Source organism: Streptomyces sp. NPDC004435, assembly GCF_042873895.1.
GTDB lineage: Bacteria > Actinomycetota > Actinomycetes > Streptomycetales > Streptomycetaceae > Streptomyces.
Genome location: NZ_JBIAMB010000001.1, coordinates 472,579 through 488,439, shown reverse-complemented (window position 1 = coordinate 488,439; position 15,861 = coordinate 472,579). Strand labels below are relative to the sequence as shown.

General features: G+C 71.9%; 16 protein-coding genes. 3 read left to right on the top strand and 13 right to left on the bottom strand.

The features are described from left to right. Positions 1 to 87: 87 nt before the first annotated feature. Together ACFYT9_RS02095 and leuA are read right to left on the bottom strand one after the other, a co-directional pair. Positions 88 to 1,464: a choice-of-anchor A family protein gene (locus tag ACFYT9_RS02095; protein ID WP_389160345.1), complete on the bottom strand. Its 1,377-nt coding sequence runs from the start codon at positions 1,462 to 1,464 to the stop codon at positions 88 to 90. Positions 1,465 to 1,669: 205 nt separating this feature from the next. Then, positions 1,670 to 3,433: a 2-isopropylmalate synthase gene (gene leuA, locus ACFYT9_RS02090; protein ID WP_376603930.1), complete on the bottom strand. Its 1,764-nt coding sequence runs from the start codon at positions 3,431 to 3,433 to the stop codon at positions 1,670 to 1,672. Between the two features lie 293 nt (positions 3,434 to 3,726). Between leuA and ACFYT9_RS02085 the strand changes: the two genes are divergently transcribed. Next, entirely contained in the window at positions 3,727 to 4,770 is a 1,044-nt protein-coding gene (locus ACFYT9_RS02085) for a M4 family metallopeptidase (RefSeq protein WP_387270541.1), read from the top strand. A 22-nt stretch (positions 4,771 to 4,792) separates the two neighbouring features. After that, entirely contained in the window at positions 4,793 to 5,041 is a 249-nt protein-coding gene (locus ACFYT9_RS02080; RefSeq protein ID WP_376603934.1) for a protealysin inhibitor emfourin, read from the top strand. Positions 5,042 to 5,080: 39 nt separating this feature from the next. Here the strand turns inward: ACFYT9_RS02080 and ACFYT9_RS02075 are convergent, their stop codons facing one another. From ACFYT9_RS02075 to ACFYT9_RS02045, 7 genes are all read right to left on the bottom strand, one after another. Then, positions 5,081 to 5,473 (bottom strand): hypothetical protein, encoded by a 393-nt coding sequence (locus ACFYT9_RS02075; RefSeq protein WP_387270542.1) that lies wholly within the window; start codon positions 5,471 to 5,473, stop codon positions 5,081 to 5,083. A gap of 2 nt (positions 5,474 to 5,475) precedes the next feature. Continuing rightward, complete coding sequence (gene era / locus ACFYT9_RS02070) at positions 5,476 to 6,435, bottom strand: GTPase Era (RefSeq protein WP_387270543.1); 960 nt, start codon at positions 6,433 to 6,435, stop codon at positions 5,476 to 5,478. Positions 6,436 to 6,464: 29 nt separating this feature from the next. Beyond that, complete coding sequence (locus ACFYT9_RS02065) at positions 6,465 to 7,409, bottom strand: DUF916 domain-containing protein (protein WP_389160339.1); 945 nt, start codon at positions 7,407 to 7,409, stop codon at positions 6,465 to 6,467. A gap of 84 nt (positions 7,410 to 7,493) precedes the next feature. After that, positions 7,494 to 8,831, bottom strand: a complete 1,338-nt coding sequence (locus ACFYT9_RS02060) for a beta-xylosidase (RefSeq protein WP_389160337.1) — start codon at positions 8,829 to 8,831, stop codon at positions 7,494 to 7,496. 201 nt (positions 8,832 to 9,032) lie between these two features. Further along, complete coding sequence (locus tag ACFYT9_RS02055) at positions 9,033 to 9,515, bottom strand: hypothetical protein (RefSeq protein ID WP_376602351.1); 483 nt, start codon at positions 9,513 to 9,515, stop codon at positions 9,033 to 9,035. Between the two features lie 198 nt (positions 9,516 to 9,713). Next, positions 9,714 to 10,076, bottom strand: a complete 363-nt coding sequence (locus tag ACFYT9_RS02050) for a cytidine deaminase (protein ID WP_031005048.1) — start codon at positions 10,074 to 10,076, stop codon at positions 9,714 to 9,716. A 114-nt stretch (positions 10,077 to 10,190) separates the two neighbouring features. After that, a complete protein-coding gene (locus ACFYT9_RS02045; protein WP_387270547.1) occupies positions 10,191 to 11,075 on the bottom strand; it encodes a helix-turn-helix transcriptional regulator in 885 nt (294 codons plus the stop codon). Positions 11,076 to 11,165: 90 nt separating this feature from the next. Here ACFYT9_RS02045 and ACFYT9_RS02040 point away from each other — a divergent pair, with 90 nt between their 5' ends. Then, on the top strand, positions 11,166 to 12,563 hold the full coding sequence (locus ACFYT9_RS02040; protein WP_387270549.1) for an MFS transporter: 1,398 nt from the start codon (positions 11,166 to 11,168) through the stop codon (positions 12,561 to 12,563). A gap of 1 nt (position 12,564) precedes the next feature. Here the strand turns inward: ACFYT9_RS02040 and ACFYT9_RS02035 are convergent, their stop codons facing one another. Genes ACFYT9_RS02035 through ACFYT9_RS02020 form a run of 4 tightly spaced genes read right to left on the bottom strand, consistent with a single transcriptional unit; the run spans position 12,565 to position 15,782 of the window. Further along, the gene (locus tag ACFYT9_RS02035) at positions 12,565 to 12,918 is read right to left on the bottom strand and encodes an MmcQ/YjbR family DNA-binding protein (protein WP_376602348.1); all 354 of its coding nucleotides are present in this window, start codon (positions 12,916 to 12,918) and stop codon (positions 12,565 to 12,567) included. After that, positions 12,915 to 14,222, bottom strand: a complete 1,308-nt coding sequence (locus tag ACFYT9_RS02030; protein ID WP_387270552.1) for a hemolysin family protein — start codon at positions 14,220 to 14,222, stop codon at positions 12,915 to 12,917. The genes ACFYT9_RS02035 and ACFYT9_RS02030 overlap by 4 nt, the downstream gene beginning before the upstream one ends. Positions 14,223 to 14,235: 13 nt before the next feature. Next, positions 14,236 to 14,733 (bottom strand): rRNA maturation RNase YbeY, encoded by a 498-nt coding sequence (gene ybeY / locus ACFYT9_RS02025; protein ID WP_376602346.1) that lies wholly within the window; start codon positions 14,731 to 14,733, stop codon positions 14,236 to 14,238. Between the two features lie 11 nt (positions 14,734 to 14,744). Then, entirely contained in the window at positions 14,745 to 15,782 is a 1,038-nt protein-coding gene (locus ACFYT9_RS02020) for a PhoH family protein (RefSeq protein ID WP_376602345.1), read from the bottom strand. Between the last annotated feature and the right edge of the window lie 79 nt (positions 15,783 to 15,861).

Below are 15,861 nucleotides of genomic sequence, written 5' to 3'. Positions count from 1 at the left end.
GGCGTGATGTTAGCCACATCCATGATGTGACGTCAGCACCTCGTCCGTACTTCGCACCGGAGATGGCCGAGACACGACACCGGGGATTCAGGCCCGGCGGCGGCGCTTCGCGAAGGCCAGGAAGCCTCCGCCGAGCAGCAGGGCGCCGACGGCGGCCCCGATGACACCGGGCCCGATGGCCGAACCGGTCGTCGCGAGATCACCCTCCGGGGTGGTCGCGGAGGGGGCCGGCGTCGGTCCGGTCTCGTCCGGGGTCCCGGCGGGGGCGGTGCTCGCGGAGGGGGTGCCGGAGGGCTGCTCCGAAGGCTCCTGGGAGGCCGACCCGGACGGTGCCGGCGCGGTGGTCTCCGGGGTGCCGGGGGCGGTGGTGGTGGGCGCCGGGGCCGAGGTGGTGGCGGCGGGCGGCTCGGTGGTGGCCGGCGGGGTCGGGACCGGGGTGTCGGTCGGCTTCGGGGTCTCCGGGGTGACGACCGGGCCGGGGGTGGTCGTCCCGGGGAGGCAGCCGGCGAAGGTCATCTGGTGGGTCTCGGCGCCGGGCACGGTGACGAGGTTCTTCGCGATGACGGCGCCGTTGACGTGACCGGGGCCGACGCCGGGGCCGCCCATGTGGACGGTGGCGCCGGGCGCCAGGATCGTGCCGGGCCAGGAGGTGTAGTTCTTCTTCACCGTGGTGGCCTGCGGGAAGTTCCACAGCAGCTTGGAGCGGATGGTCCGGTAGGCCTGGTCCGGCACGTTGTAGTCGTCGACGACGGGCAGCCCGCCGGCGAGGTTCTTGTAGTAGACGCCGTAGGTGGCGTTCGTGTTCATGTCGTACGTGGCGCCGAGCACGTTCACCAGGGTCGAGGCGCCGACCGGCACGTCGAAGGTGATCGCGCGGGCCTTCTGGAGGTCGGCGGCGTCGACGGCGAAGACGTTGAGCGTGGCGTCGGTGCCGGTGAGGAAGAGGCCGTCGCCGGAGGCGGAGACCGAGCCGTTGGGCTTCTCGCCCGCCCAGCCGGCGGAGAGGGCGCGCAGGTTCGCGAACTCCTTGCCGAAGTCGACCGGGGAGGCGCCCTCGGTGATCGGGCCGTCGACGCCGAAGTTCTTGCCGCCGGAGGCGTTGACGACCTTGCCGGCTATGCCGGTGCCCTTGGTGATGACGACCTGGTTGGCGGAGAGGGTGCCGCCGACGACGAGGCTGTGGCCGCCGGGGAGCCTGCCGAGGTCGCCGGGGGTGAGCTGGTAGCCGACGGAGAAGCCGGAGGACAGGGCCGGGTCGCCGAAGGTCGCGTCGCCGCCGACCGCCACCGCGCCCTCGGAGTCCGAGTGCCGCACCGAGTCGCCCTCGACGAACTCGGCGTAGAGACCGGCGGTGCCGAGCGGATTCGGCGTGCACTGCGCGGGGTCGGCGGAAGCGGCGGGGGCCCAGGCGAGGGCGGCTCCGGTCACCGCGAGGACGGTGGCGACGGCAGCGGACGTGCGCATGCGGAACTCCAGGTCAGGGAGTACGGGGGAGGATGGTCCGTACCATCCGTCAGACCTTGATGTGCCGTCAACTGCCCTCATATGACAGGGATTCCGGCATATCCCCATGATCTTCCTTAAGTGCATCTGAAACCGTGACGCACTTCACAAAAAGACGGCGCCCCGTCCCCCTCTCGGAGGGGCGGGGCGCCGGGTGCGCGCGAGGTCAGCGGGCCGAGCGGTTGACCGCCGAGATGACCGCCTTCAGGGAGGCGCGGGTGGTGTTGGCGTCGATGCCGATGCCCCACAGCACGCGTCCGTCGATGGCGCACTCGATGTACGAGGCGGCCTGCGCGGAGGCGCCCTCGCTCATGGTGTGCTCCTGGTAGTCCAGCAGGCGGGCGTCCACGCCGACCGACTGCAGGGCGTCGAAGAAGGCGGAGATCGGGCCGTTGCCGGCACCGGTCAGGACGGTCTCGACGCCGTCGACGACCGCCTCGACCTTCAGGGTGTCGGTGCCGTCGGTGTCGGAGGTCGACTGGTTGGCGCGCAGCTGGATGCGGCCCCACGGGTTCTCCGGGTTGGGCAGGTACTCGTCCTGGAAGACGGACCAGATCGCGGCCGGGGTGACCTCGCCGCCCTCGGCGTCGGTCTTGGCCTGGATGATCCGGGAGAACTCGATCTGCATCCGGCGGGGCAGGTCCAGCTTGTGGTCGTTCTTCAGGACGTAGGCGATGCCGCCCTTGCCGGACTGCGAGTTGACCCGGATGACGGCCTCGTAGGAGCGGCCGACGTCCTTGGGGTCGATGGGCAGGTACGGGACCGCCCACTCGATGTCGTCGACGGTCTTGCCCTGGGCGGCCGCGTCGGCCTCCATGGCGTCGAAGCCCTTCTTGATGGCGTCCTGGTGGGAGCCGGAGAAGGCGGTGTAGACCAGGTCGCCCGCGTAGGGGTGGCGCGGGTGGACCTCCATCTGGTTGCAGTACTCGCTGGTGCGGCGGATCTCGTCGATCTGCGAGAAGTCGATCTGCGGGTCGACGCCCTGGCTGAAGAGGTTCATGCCCAGGGTGACCAGGTCGACGTTGCCGGTCCGCTCGCCCTGCCCGAACAGGCAGCCCTCGATGCGGTCGGCGCCGGCCATGATGGCCAGCTCGGCGGCGGCGACGGCGGTGCCGCGGTCGTTGTGCGGGTGGACCGACAGGCAGACGTGCTCGCGGCGGGTCAGGTTGCGGGACATCCACTCGAAGCGGTCCGCGTGCGTGGAGGGGGTCGAACGCTCCACGGTGGCGGGCAGGTTGAGGATGATCTCGCGGCCGGGGCCGGGCTGCCAGACGTCGCAGACCGCCTCGCAGACCTCCAGGGCGAAGTCCAGCTCGGTGTCGGTGAAGATCTCGGGGCTGTACTGGTAGCCGAAGGCGGTCTCCGGGCCCAGCAGCTTCTCGGCGTACTCCATCACCAGGCGGGTGCCGTCGACGGCGATCTGCTTGATGTCGTCCTTGGAGCCGCGGAAGACGACCCGGCGGAAGGTCGGCGCGGTGGCGTTGTACAGGTGGACGGTGGCGCGCCTGGCTCCGACCAGCGACTCCACGGTCCGCTCGATCAGGTCCTCGCGGGCCTGGGTCAGGACGGAGATGGTGACGTCGTCCGGGATCGCGCCCTCTTCGATGATGGAGCGGACGAAGGCGAAGTCGGTCTCGCCGGAGGACGGGAAGCCGACCTCGATCTCCTTGTAGCCCAGGCGTACCAGCAGGTCGAACATCTCGCGCTTGCGGGCCGGCGACATCGGGTCGATCAGCGCCTGGTTGCCGTCGCGCAGGTCGGTGGAGAGCCAGCGGGGCGCCTGGGTGATGCGCTGCTCGGGCCAGGTGCGGTCGGGGATCTCGACGGCCTCGTAGCGGCCGTACTTGTGGATCGGCATCCCGGACGGCTTCTGCGCGTGCGTCGCGTTGGTGACGGGCGTGGGCCGGCTGACGAACGGAGACTGGGACATTGCGTAGGGCTCCTCGGGTCCTTCACGGGGGACGGCCGACTGTCGAACGCAACACCGAAACCCGCGGGGAGGGGGTCGGCCTACGACTACAGGCCCTCGCCGCGGCAGCTAAGGAGAAGCAGCCCGAAACGCATGATGTGCGTCACCATAGCCCAGGGCCGGGGAAGGCGGACGTCTGTTTCAGTATGCGGGACGGCGGTGTCGTCAAGGCCGAAAGGTGACTCATCACTCCATTTCGCCAATCTTCGTCGCCTCCCGTGACAAGTGCGTCACCCACTGCCACATTTCCGGGTATGACCTCCCCCTTCTGCACGATCGTGCCGCCCCACCTCCTGGAGCACCTGGCGGCCTCCGCGAACCCCTCCGTGGCCGCGGCAGCCCGCCGCACCCTGATCGCCGACGCCTCGGCCCGTACCGCCCGGGTCCTCCCCCGCCCGTCCGCCGCCCCGTCCGCCGCGCCGGCGGAGCCCGCGGCCCCGCGCCGGACCGTGTACGACGCGCAGCGCCGTACCGAGCTGCCCGGCGTGAAGGTCCGCGACGAGGGCGGGGAGGCGACCGCCGACGCCACCGTCAACCGCGCCTACGCGGGTCTGGGCGCCACCTTCACGCTCTTCCGGGACGCCTTCGGCCGCGACTCGATGGACGGGGCCGGGCTACCGCTGCTCGCGACCGTCCACTACGACGAAAAGTACGGCAACGCCTTCTGGAACGGCGAGCAGATGGTGTTCGGCGACGGTGACGACGAGATCTTCCTCGACTTCACCCTGCCGGTGGACGTCATCGCGCACGAGCTGGCGCACGGCTTCACCCAGTACACGGCGAACCTGGAGTACTTCAGCCAGTCCGGCGCGCTCAACGAGTCCGTCTCCGACGTCTTCGGCGCGCTGGTGAAGCAGCACGTGCTCGGCCAGACCGCCGAGCAGGCCGACTGGCTGATCGGCGAGGGCCTCTTCCACCCGGACGTGGAGGGGACGGCGCTGCGCTCGATGAAGGCGCCGGGGACCGCGTACGACGACGACGTGCTCGGCAAGGACCCGCAGCCCGCCCACATGGACGACTATGTGCGCACCGGCCGGGACAACGGCGGTGTGCACATCAACTCCGGCATCCCGAACCACGCCTTCTACCTGGCGGCGACCGAGCTCGGCGGCCACGCCTGGGAGCGGGCCGGGCGGATCTGGTACGACGTCATGACGAGCGGGGTGCTCGCCCCGGACACCCGCTTCTCCGAGTTCGCGGTGGCCACGGTGGCGGCGGCGAAGGCGCGGTACGGCGACGCGGCGGAGATCCAGGCCGTCACGAAGGCGTGGGCGGCCGTGGGCGTGCCGACCGACTGAGCGGGCTGGTAGACAGGGGCCCATGCGGATTCGAGTGCGGCGCACCGGTGGTTTCGCGGGCATCGAGCGGTCGGCGGAGGTGGAGGTCTCGGGCCCCGAGTGGGAGTCCCTGGCCTCCGCCGTCCTCGCGGCGCCGGAGGCCACCCGGGTCGTCCCGGACGGCTTCTCGTACGAGATCACCGTCGACGGCCGGACGGTCCGCTGCGCCGACCCCCACCTGACGGAGGCGCAGCGGACCCTCGTGACGAGGGTGCTGAAGGAGGGCGCGTGAGCTAGCGGCCGCGCAGGCCCTCCCCCTTGTCGATCTTCGTCATGCCGGCATGTCGTCCCTGGGCGGGTCCATGGCCGGGTGCGGGGGCCCGGGGACTCCCAGGGCGGTGAGGGGGGTGACCAGGAGGGCGTACTGCTCCGGGGTGAGCTTCCCGCGCTTGAGCACCGCGCGGGAGGCGATGCCGATCGTCGTGACCGCGTCGGAGTACAGCCCGGCGAGGTGCGCGTCCAGCTCGTCGGCGCGGGGCAGGAGCGCGGAGCGGATCCGGTGGTTCAGCACGGACTGCTGGGCCGCCGACGGCCGCGCCGCGTCGCTCGCCTCCCGGCCGCCCACGACCCAGTTGTCGAGGAACCGCTCGTCGGCCGTCGCGAGTGCGGCCGGCGGCAGGGCGGCGGCGGCCGCGACGAAGCGTTCCGTCCCCTCGTCGAGCACCGCTAGAAGCCCAGGCGGCGGAGCTGCTTGGGGTCGCGCTGCCAGTCCTTGGCGACCTTGACGTGCAGGTCGAGGAAGACGGGCGTGCCGAGGAGGGCCTCGATGTGCTTGCGGGACTTCATCCCGACCTCCTTCAGGCGGCTGCCCTTGGGGCCGATGATGATGCCCTTCTGGCTGGGGCGCTCGATGTAGACGTTGGCGTGGATGTCGAGCAGCGGCCGGTCGGCGGGGCGGCCCTCGCGCGGGATCATCTCCTCGACGACGACCGCGATGGAGTGCGGCAGCTCGTCGCGTACGCCTTCGAGCGCGGCCTCGCGGATCAGCTCGGCGACCATGACCTGCTCCGGCTCGTCCGTGAGGTCGCCCTCCGGGTAGAGCGGCGGGGACTTCGGCAGGAGCGGGATGAGCAGGTCGGCGACGAGCTGGACCTGCTTGTCGCCGACGGCCGAGACCGGGACGATCTCGGCCCACTCGATGCCGAGCTCGCGGCCGAGCTGGTCGATGGCGATCAGCTGCTCGGCGAGGGTCTTGGAGTCCACCAGGTCGGTCTTGGTGACGATGGCGACCTTGGGGGTCTTCTTGATCTCGGCGAGCTCCTTGGCGATGAAGCGGTCGCCGGGGCCGAGCTTCTGGTCGGCGGGCAGGCAGAAGCCGATCACGTCGACCTCGGCCCAGGTGGTGCGGACGACGTCGTTGAGCCGCTCGCCGAGGAGGGTGCGCGGCTTGTGGAGGCCGGGGGTGTCCACCAGGATCAGCTGGGCGTCCGGGCGGTGCACGATGCCCCGCACGGTGTGCCGGGTCGTCTGGGGGCGGTTGGAGGTGATCGCCACCTTCTGTCCGACCAGAGCGTTGGTGAGGGTGGACTTGCCCGCGTTGGGGCGCCCGACGAAGCAGGCGAAGCCCGCCCGGTGGGGGGCGGTGTTCTCATCGGTCTCATCACGGCGCACGCTCATGGGGGCCATTGTCCCCGATGAGCGGCCCCGTCACGTACTCAGTGTCCCGGCCGGGCCCGGCGGCGCCGGATCCGCCACCCCGCGAGGCCGCCGGCACCGCCCAGCGCGAGCACGGCGGCGACCAGCCAGGGCAGGGCGAGGAAGGAGACGCCGGCGCTCTCGCGGACGTCCTGGGCGGTGGCGACGAGGGTCACCTCGCCCCAGTCGAGCTGCGGCGCGCCGATCCACTTCTCGGTCAGCCGGATCCGCTGCCGGGGCAGCAGCTCGGACGGCACCTGGGCGAGGTCCCGGTCGAGCAGGGTCCGGCCGAAGAGCCCCTCCGCGGTGAGGACGACCTTGGGGTTGAGGGTGACGTTGCCGCGGTTGTGGAGGGTGTACGTGACGAGCGCGGTGCTCTCCCGGGTGCCGGGGACGACCGGACGGTCCTGCTCCAGGGTGACGTCCTCGACGGCGAGCGCGGGCACGGCCGGGCCGTTGACCTTCAGGTAGACGCGGGCGGCGACGGCCCGCTGGATCCCCATGGCGACGGCGCCGCCGCCGGGGGTGATCCGCTCGTCGAGGGCGACGACGGCCCCGGGGTGGTCGCCGGGGTCGGCGTCGGCGGGGACGGTGAGGGTGAAGGGGACCGTGACGGCGGAGCGCGGCGGGACGGTGACCGTGGTGCGCTCGGGCCTGATCCAGGCTCCGGCGCCGGTCCGCGGCTCCTTCAGGGTGCGGATGGCGAAGCCGCCGTCGCGCTCGGTGTTGTAGGCGTCGGCGCCGTACAGGCGGAAGGTCAGGGGCTCGGCCGTCTTGTTGGCGACGGTGACCTTGTCGCGGAGGGTGGCGCCGGGGTCGGCGGTGAGGAAGTAGTAGGGGCGTTCGCCGAGTCGGGGGGCGGCCGGGTAGACGGCCCACTCGCCGTTCTCGGCGGCCCGGGCCGCCGGGGCCCCGAGGAGCAGCAGGGCGGCGCTCAGGAGGAGGACGTACAGCTTGCGTCGCACGGTGCGGAACCCCCGGGTGCGGTGGGAGGGAGGGAGGCGGCGAAGGGCCGGCCGGGGGTGCGCCCGGCCGGCCGTGGGCCGCGGTCAGGACAGGGTCAGCGTCAGCACGCCCGCGTAGCTGCCGGGCGCGGTGAACGCCGGGACGTCCAGCGAGAGCTGGGCGTCGACGGTGAACTCGCCGCCGGTGACCGTGCCGTTCGCCGTGGAGGCGAGGGTGGCGCCGGCGCCGACGGGTCCGGCGGTGCCGGCCGTACAGGCGCTGGGGCTGCCCTCCTTGGCGACGCAGGCCGGGGTCCAGCTGAGCCGGTCGGCGCCGATGGCGCCGCCCGGTCCGGCGAAGTCGGTGACCTTGCCGGTCACGGACCAGCCCGCGGGGCCGCCGCGGAAGTCCTTGACCGTCACCGTCTGCAGGGCTCCGGTGGCCGCGCCGCCCTGGCCGAAGTCGACCGCGGAGAGCGCGACGGCGTCCCCGGCCTGGGTCATGGACAGTTCGCCCGCCGTGACCGTGGCGGTGATCTTCTGGCTGTTCGGCGGGGTCGGGGTGTCGTCGATCACCTGGTACGGGATCGGTCCCGCGCCCTTCTCCGCGTTCCAGGACGCGCCCTCGTAGGCGACGACGCCGGTGGTGGCCAGGTCGTTCACCTTGAGCCGGGCGACGAAGCCGCCCTGGCTGTCGGTGGTGACGGTCATCCGGTCGGCGGTCTCCGCGGCGCCGGCGCGGGCGGCCACGGTCACCTCGGCGAGCGGGGTGAACTTGGCGCCGGTGACGGTGACCCGGGCGCCGGGGGCGCCGGTGCCGGAGCCGAGTTCGAGGGTCCGCTGGTTGGGCACGGGCTGGTCGCCGGCCTGGACCCGCTGGGAGACGGGAGCGGGCGGGTTCAGCACCGTGCAGGGGGTGTCCAGCTCCATGATGTAGCTGGTGTGGATGTTGTAGTCGCCCGGGGAGAGGGTGATCTCGCCGGCCTTGGTGACCGTGAAGCTGCCGGTCATGGAGAAGCCGGGGAAGGCGCCCTTGCCGGGGACCGGCGGGTTCTTCTTGGGGCCGGTGACGTTGAACGAACCGGTCTGCGCGCCGCCGAGGACGACCTTCCCGGTGGGGGTGAGGATGTCCGCCGGGAGCGCGAGGTCCACCGGGTTCGACGCCGCCGGCTTGGTGATCGCGTAGGTGACGCTGACGGTGTCGCCGACCTTGGGGTTGGCCTTGTCGACCGAGATCACGGCGGTGGTGACGCCCTCGATGGGCGGGATGCCGGCGATCGGCGGCGGGACGCAGCGGGTGGGGAATTCCACCGACTGTCCGGCGCCGGTCGCCTGCGCCGGGGCGGCGAGCGCGCCGCCGGCCGCGAACGCGAGGGCGGTGGCGCCGAGGACGGCGGTCCAGCGCCGTCTTCGGACCGCCGCCCGGGTTCGGGTGAATGCCATGTGAGGTCCCCCTCCTGAGGGTCGAGAGGGCGCCATTGACGGCCGGGGGCCGAGAGAAGTCAAGGGAGACGGAAGCCATCGACTGATGACCCATCAGATCATGGCAAGATCGGTCGATCTGCCGACTTCTCCGGTATGTCCGGGGGCATGGCGGAGACCGGTGCCGCCCTCGGCGGCACCGGTCGTGGAGGGTGCGGTGGATCAGCTGATGACGAACGGCCCCGGGGACTGCGACGTGACCGCGTCGCAGTTCACCGTGACGCCGAAGATGACCAGCTTGAGGGCGACGCCGGCGAAGTAGGAGTTGAGGCTGTCGCCGGCCACCACGTTGGTGGCGGTCAGCGGGCCGAGCTTCGCGGTGCCGCCGGCCGGGATGGCCGGGTTCTTCTTGCCGGTGAAGGTCCGGTCCGGGCCCGTCGCGTTGTCCAGGATCAGCGAGGAGCTGATCGTGTCCGCGCCGACGGCGACCGGCGTGGTGACGGGCGCGGTGATCGAGACCTGGCCCGTGCTCCCGGAGTGGGTCATGGTGAGGGTGGCGGTGCCGCCGCCCCACATGCCGCAGTCGTACGTGGCTGTCGCCGTGCCCGGCGACACCGCGGCGGAGGCCGTGGGGGCGAAGGCGAGCGAGGCGGCGGCGAGGCCCGCGGCGAGCGCTCCGGCCGCACCCAAGGTGCTTCTTCTCATGGTGAGTTCGTACCCCTTCCGATGACGAACGCAGGGGTGCGGACGCTGCGTCGAACGGCGCAGATCTGACGGTCCGTCGGACCGTCCGCCGCCTATTGACGCGCAGACGGCATGGGAAGGCAAGAGAAGTCGCGGAGATCCTTCACAAACGCGCAAGGGTCCGGCCGCGGCCGGACCCACCCCTCGCGGGGGCCGCGCTCAGCCCGCCGTGACGGCCGAACGCAGCTGCCCGTCGGGACCCGCGAGCAGCACCGGCGTCTCCGGCCCGCCCAGGTCCCGTACGGCCGCCCGGTCCTCGTCGGACGCGGCCTCGGCGGCGGAGACCACGGCCGCCGCCTCCAGCGACTGCGCACCGCTCGCCACGGCCATCGCCACGGCCGTCCGCAGGGCGCTCAGCTTCAGCGACTCCAGCTCCACCGTGCCCGCCACATAGGTGCGGCCGGTCTCGTCCCGTACCGCCGCGCCCTCGGGCACGCCGTTGCGGGCGCGGGCGCTGCGCGCCAGCGTGATGATCTTGAGGTCCTCGGCGCCGAGGTCGCCGTGCTCACTGCTGAGTGTCATGGACCGAGCATAGGTCGGAGCGCCGGCCCGGCCCGTCGGCGGGTCGACCGCGCGGCCGGGTCGGCGCACACCCGGAGCCGCCCGGCAGCGGGTGCTCACCCCGACGGCAGGCGTTCACCCCGCCAGCGGGTGCATCGTCCCCCGTCGGCCCTCCGGCGAGGCCAGCCACTCCAGCTTCTCGGCCGTGCCCGCCTCCGGCATCGGGGTGTGCAGCACGATCACCAGGTCCGGCCGGGCCGGCACCCGCAGCTGGGTGGCCTCCATGACCAGCAGACCGGCCACCGGGTGGTCCATCTCCTTGCGGTTCTGGCCGCCCGGCAGGATGTCCCGGCGCTCCCACAGCTCGGCGAACTCGGCGCTCACCGCCTTCGCCTCCTCGACCACCGCCCGGAAGCCCTCGTCGTCCGGGCACTCCGAGCAGGCCGACCGGAACTGCGCCACGACCTTCGGCGCCAGCTCCTCCCAGCTCCGCATCCGGGCCCGGTACCGCTCGTCGGTGAAGAAGTCGATCAGGCAGTTCCGGCTGACGTCCGGCCGCATCCCGAGCACCGAGGCCGCCGCGTCGTTGTACATCACCGTGTTCCAGTACACGTCCATGATGTGAGCCGGGAACGGCATCCACGCGTCGATCAGCCGGTGCAGCCCGTGGCAGATCTCCCGGTCCTCCGGGGCCGGTTCGAGCGCCGGCGGGTTGAGCGCCGCCAGGACGTACAGGTGGCGCCGCTCGGCCGGGCTCAGCCTGAGCACCCGCGCCACCGCGTCGAGCACCTGCGGCGAGACCGTGATGTCCCGGCCCTGCTCCAGCCACTGGTACCAGCTGACCCCGACCCCGGCGAGGACGGCGACCTCCTCGCGGCGCAGCCCCGGCGTACGCCGCCTGCCGCCGTCCGGCAGCCCCGCCTCGGCCGGGGTGACCCGGGCCCGACGGCTCATCAGGAACTCGCGCAGCTCCGCCAGTCGGTGCGCCTTGCCGCCGGCGCTCTCCACTGCTGTGCCCACGTGTGCTTCCTCCCCCGGACGCTGGTGGTGCGGCCAACAGGATAAGTTCCCGCTCCCCGGCGTTGTTCCCGGCCGAGCAGAGTCACGGCCATGGCAACCGTGTCCTCTCCCCCGACCCTGTCCTCACCGCCCGCCCCCGCCCTCGACCGACGGGCCCGGCTCGTCCTCTTCGTGCTCTGCGCCGCCCAGTTCATCGTGGCGCTCGACTTCTCCGTCCTCAACGTCGCCCTGCCCGTCCTCGGCGCCGACCTCGGCCTCGACCGCACCGCCCTCCAGTGGGCGGTCACCGCCTTCGCACTCCCCTCCGGCGGCTTCCTTCTGCTCTTCGGCCGGATCGGCGACCTGTACGGCCGCAAGCGGCTCTTCCTCGGCGGCCTCGGCCTCTTCGCCGCCGCCTCCGTCCTCGCCACGGTCGCCTGGGACCCCGCCTCCTTCCTCACCGGCCGCGCCCTCCAGGGCCTCGCCGCCGCCGCGATCGTGCCCACCGGCATGTCGCTGCTGACCACCTCCTTCCCCGAGGGCCCCGCGCGCGACCGGGCGCTCGGCATCTCCGGCACCCTCATGTCGCTGGGCTTCACCATCGGCATGGTCCTCGGCGGCGTCATGACCGAGACCCTCGGCTGGCGCTCCACCATGGGACTGCTCGCCGTCTTCGCCCTGCTGGTGCTGCCGCTCGCCCCCGGCCTGCTCACCGAGTCCCGCACGCCGGACCGCCCCCGGCTGGACGTGCCCGGCGCCGTCACCGTCACCGGCGGCCTGCTGGCCCTGATCTACGCCCTGACGACGGCCGCCGAGCGCGGCTTCGGCGGCGCCGACGTCCTGATCACCCTGGCCGGCGCGCTGGTCCTGCTGACCGCGTTCGTGATCGTCGAGTCCCGGCACCCCGCCCCGCTGGTGTCGCTGCCGATGCTGCGCCGCCGCACCGTCGCCTTCGGCAACATCGGCGGGCTCGTGACCTTCTCGATGATGTCGACGATCATCTTCGTCCTGACCCTCTACCTCCAGGAGACGCTGGGCCTGTCGGCCTTCGCCACCGGCGTCGTCTTCGGGATCCAGGGCGTCTTCTCGGTCCTCGCCGGGACGCTCACGCCGAAGGTGATCGGGCGGCTCGGCGCCCGCCGCACCCTGGTCGCCGGACTCGCCGGACAGGCGGTCCTCACGGCCGCGCTGCTCGCCGTGGGCGAGCGCTCGGGCGTGGTCGTGGCGACCGTCGCGGTCACCCTCGCCTCGATGTTCCACCTCGGCGCGATCATCTCGTACGGCCTGACGGTCACCTCGGGCGTCCGGGACGAGGAGCAGGGCCTCGCGACCGGTCTGGTGACCACCACGCAGCAGGCCGGGCTCACCGTCGGCATCCCGATGCTGGGCGTGCTCGCCACCACCGGGACCAGCCTCTACGAGGGGGTGCGCACGGTGATCGCCCTGGACGCGGCGATCGTGCTCGGGGCGGCGGTGCTGGTCGCCGTGGGCCTGCGCCGCGCCCGGTGAACTACGGCCGGTCCAGGCGGAGCCGTACCGCCTTCGGCAGACCCGCGACGACCAGGTCGTACGAGTCCTCGACGAGCTCCCGGACCATCCGGTCCGGGAGCCCGGCCACCTCGACCGTGTTCCAGTGGCGCTTGTTCATGTGGTAGCCGGGGGTGATCGCCGGGTGCTCCTCGCGGAGCCGTACGGCGTCGTCCGGATCGCACTTCAGATTGACCCGCAGCGGCTCGCCGTCCAGCCAGGAGAGCGCGAACAGCTTCCCCGCCACCTTGAAGACCGAGGTGTCGGGCCCGAAGGGGAACTCCTCGGTGGCGTCGTTGAACTCCAGGCAGAAGGCACGCAGCTGCTCCGGGGTCATGCCGGGTCCTCTCCCTCCGCGCCGACCGGGGCGACCGGCTCGACGAGCACGGTGACGATCTTGTTCCGGCGGCCGGCCGGCGCCTCGGCGGTCAGCCGCAGCTCCCGTCCGTCCGGCAGGGTGACGACGGCGGAGGCGCCGGAGATCGGGACCCTGCCGAGGGCCTTGGCCAGCAGACCGCCGACCGTCTCCACGTCCTCGTCGTCGAACTCGTCCGGGCCGAAGCCGTACAGCTCGCCCAGGTCGCCGATGTCGAGGCGGGCGGTGACCCGGTTCCGGTCGTCGCCGAGGTCCTGGACGGGCGGCAGCTCCCGGTCGTACTCGTCGGTGATCTCGCCGACGATCTCCTCCAGGATGTCCTCGATGGTGACGATGCCGGCCGTGCCGCCGTACTCGTCGATGACGACGGCGACGTGGTTGCGCTCCTGCTGCATCTCGCGCAGCAGGTCGCCCGCGTTCTTGGTGTCGGGGACGAAGGCCGCCGCCCGCATCGCGGTGGAGACCAGGTCGGCCTCGGCGTCACGGTTGATGTGCGTCTTGCGGACCAGGTCCTTCAGGTACACGATCCCGACGATGTCGTCCTCGTTCTCCCCCGTCACCGGGATGCGGGAGAAGCCGGAGCGCAGCGCGAGGGTGAGGGCCTGCCGGACGGTCTTGTACCGCTCGATGCAGATCAGGTCGGTACGGGGCACCATCACCTCGCGGACCAGGGTGTCGCCCAGTTCGAAGACCGAGTGCACCATGCGGCGCTCGTCGTCCTCGATCAGCGACTCCTGCTCGGCCAGGTCCACGAGGGCCCGCAGCTCGGCCTCGGAGGCGAAGGGGCCCTTGCGGAAGCCCTTGCCGGGGGTGAGCGCGTTGCCGATGAGGATCAGCAGCTGCGGGATCGGACCCATGATCCGGGCCAGCGGGACGAGGACGTACGCGGCCGCGGTCGCCGTGTTCATCGGGTGCTGGCGGCCGATGGTGCGCGGCGAGACGCCGACGGCCACATAGCTGACCAGGACCATCACGCCGATCGCGACGAGCAGGGCCTCCCAGGTCTCGGGGAAGTACTCCAGGCAGGCGTAGGTGACGAGGACGCCGGCCGCCATCTCGCAGGCGACGCGGACGAGCAGCGCCACGTTGAGGTAGCGGGTGGGGTCGGCGGCGACCTGGGCGAGCTTCTCGGCCCCGCGCCGCCCGGAACGGAGCGCCTCGGCGGCGCGGAAGCTGGAGACGCGGGCGAGTCCGGCCTCGGCGCAGGCGGCGAGCCAGGCGACGACGACCAGGGCGACGGCGCCGAGGATCAGCTGGATGCTCATCGGGCGCGCGGGGTCAGTTGACGGTCGGGGCGGGGGACGGGCCGGTGAGGCCCTTCTCGGCACGCCAGCCGTCGACGATCGCCGCCTGCAGGCCGAACATCTCGGCCTTCTCCTCCGGCTCCTCGTGGTCGTAGCCGAGGAGGTGGAGGACGCCGTGGACGGTGAGGAGCTGGAGCTCCTCGTCCATGGAGTGCCCGGTCTCGGCGTCCTCGCCCTGCTTCTTGGCGACCTCGGGGCAGAGCACGATGTCGCCGAGGAGCCCCTGCGGGGGCTCCTCGTCGTCCTTGGCCGGCGGGCGCAGCTCGTCCATCGGGAAGGACATGACGTCCGTCGGTCCGGGGAGGTCCATCCACTGGATGTGGAGCTGCTCCATCGCGTCCGCGTCCACCACGATCACCGAGAGCTCGGAGAGCGGGTGGATGCGCATGCGGCCGAGGGCGTAGCGGGCGATGTCCAGGATCGCCTGCTCGTCGACCTCGGTGCCGGACTCGTTGTTGACGTCGATCGACATGTGCGGTGCTTCTACTTCCCGTTGCGGCCGGTGCGCTGCTCGTTGGCGCTGTCGTACTTCTCGTACGCGTCGACGATACGGCCGACGAGCTTGTGCCGGACGACATCCTGGGACGTGAGCGTCGAGAAGTGGACGTCGGGGACCCCGTCGAGGATGTCCCGGACCTGCCGCAGACCGCTCTTCGTCCCGTTCGGCAGGTCGACCTGGGTGACGTCACCGGTGATGACGATCTTCGAGTCGAAGCCGAGGCGGGTGAGGAACATCTTCATCTGCTCGGGGTTCGTGTTCTGCGCCTCGTCGAGGATGATGAAGGCGTCGTTCAGGGTACGGCCCCGCATATATGCCAGCGGCGCGACCTCGATCGTCCCGCTCGCCATCAGCTTGGGGATGGAGTCGGGGTCGAGCATGTCGTGCAGGGCGTCGTAGAGCGGGCGCAGGTACGGGTCGATCTTCTCGTAGAGGGTGCCGGGGAGGAAACCGAGGCGCTCGCCGGCCTCGACCGCCGGGCGGGTCAGGATGATCCGGGTGACCTGCTTGGACTGCAGGGCCTGGACCGCCTTGGCCATCGCCAGGTAGGTCTTGCCGGTGCCGGCGGGGCCGATGCCGAAGACGATCGTGTGCTTGTCGATGGCGTCGACGTACCGCTTCTGGTTGAGCGTCTTGGGGCGGATGGTGCGCCCGCGGCTGGAGAGGATGTTCTGGGTGAGCACCTCGGCCGGGGTCTCGTCGGCGCCCGCGCCGTTCTCGCTCGCCTTGAGCATGGCGATGGAGCGTTCCACTGCGTCCTCCGTCATCGGCTGTCCGGTGCGGAGCACCAGCATCATCTCGTCGAACAGGCGCTGGATGAGAGCGACTTCCGCGGCGTCGCCGACCGCGCTGACCTGGTTGCCCCGCACGTGGATGTCCGCCCGGGGGAACGCCTGCTCGATCACGCGGAGCAGGGAGTCGCCGGAACCGAGGACGGTCACCATGGGGTGCTTCGCGGGCACCGCGAAGTGGGCGCGCGCCTCGCCGGGCGCTCCGTCGGGTGCTGTGGGTGTCTGCGTCATGGGCCGGCCCTCTGGCCTGCGCATACCTCCTGCTGCGGGGTTCTCGCTGCTCGACAACCTCTCGCACCCAGCCTACGAC

What these genes read in the sequence shown, in the direction of transcription:
- ACFYT9_RS02095 (WP_389160345.1), bottom strand. Translation starts at nt 1,464, where the DNA reads ATGCGCACGTCCGCTGCCGTCGCCACCGTCCTCGCGGTGACCGGAGCC.
- leuA (WP_376603930.1), bottom strand. Translation starts at nt 3,433, where the DNA reads ATGTCCCAGTCTCCGTTCGTCAGCCGGCCCACGCCCGTCACCAACGCG.
- ACFYT9_RS02085 (WP_387270541.1), top strand. Translation starts at nt 3,727, where the DNA reads ATGACCTCCCCCTTCTGCACGATCGTGCCGCCCCACCTCCTGGAGCAC.
- ACFYT9_RS02080 (WP_376603934.1), top strand. Translation starts at nt 4,793, where the DNA reads ATGCGGATTCGAGTGCGGCGCACCGGTGGTTTCGCGGGCATCGAGCGG.
- era (WP_387270543.1), bottom strand. Translation starts at nt 6,435, where the DNA reads ATGGCCCCCATGAGCGTGCGCCGTGATGAGACCGATGAGAACACCGCC.
- ACFYT9_RS02060 (WP_389160337.1), bottom strand. Translation starts at nt 8,831, where the DNA reads ATGGCATTCACCCGAACCCGGGCGGCGGTCCGAAGACGGCGCTGGACC.
- ACFYT9_RS02055 (WP_376602351.1), bottom strand. Translation starts at nt 9,515, where the DNA reads ATGAGAAGAAGCACCTTGGGTGCGGCCGGAGCGCTCGCCGCGGGCCTC.
- ACFYT9_RS02050 (WP_031005048.1), bottom strand. Translation starts at nt 10,076, where the DNA reads ATGACACTCAGCAGTGAGCACGGCGACCTCGGCGCCGAGGACCTCAAG.
- ACFYT9_RS02040 (WP_387270549.1), top strand. Translation starts at nt 11,166, where the DNA reads ATGGCAACCGTGTCCTCTCCCCCGACCCTGTCCTCACCGCCCGCCCCC.
- ACFYT9_RS02035 (WP_376602348.1), bottom strand. Translation starts at nt 12,918, where the DNA reads ATGACCCCGGAGCAGCTGCGTGCCTTCTGCCTGGAGTTCAACGACGCC.
- ACFYT9_RS02030 (WP_387270552.1), bottom strand. Translation starts at nt 14,222, where the DNA reads ATGAGCATCCAGCTGATCCTCGGCGCCGTCGCCCTGGTCGTCGTCGCC.
- ybeY (WP_376602346.1), bottom strand. Translation starts at nt 14,733, where the DNA reads ATGTCGATCGACGTCAACAACGAGTCCGGCACCGAGGTCGACGAGCAG.
- ACFYT9_RS02020 (WP_376602345.1), bottom strand. Translation starts at nt 15,782, where the DNA reads ATGACGCAGACACCCACAGCACCCGACGGAGCGCCCGGCGAGGCGCGC.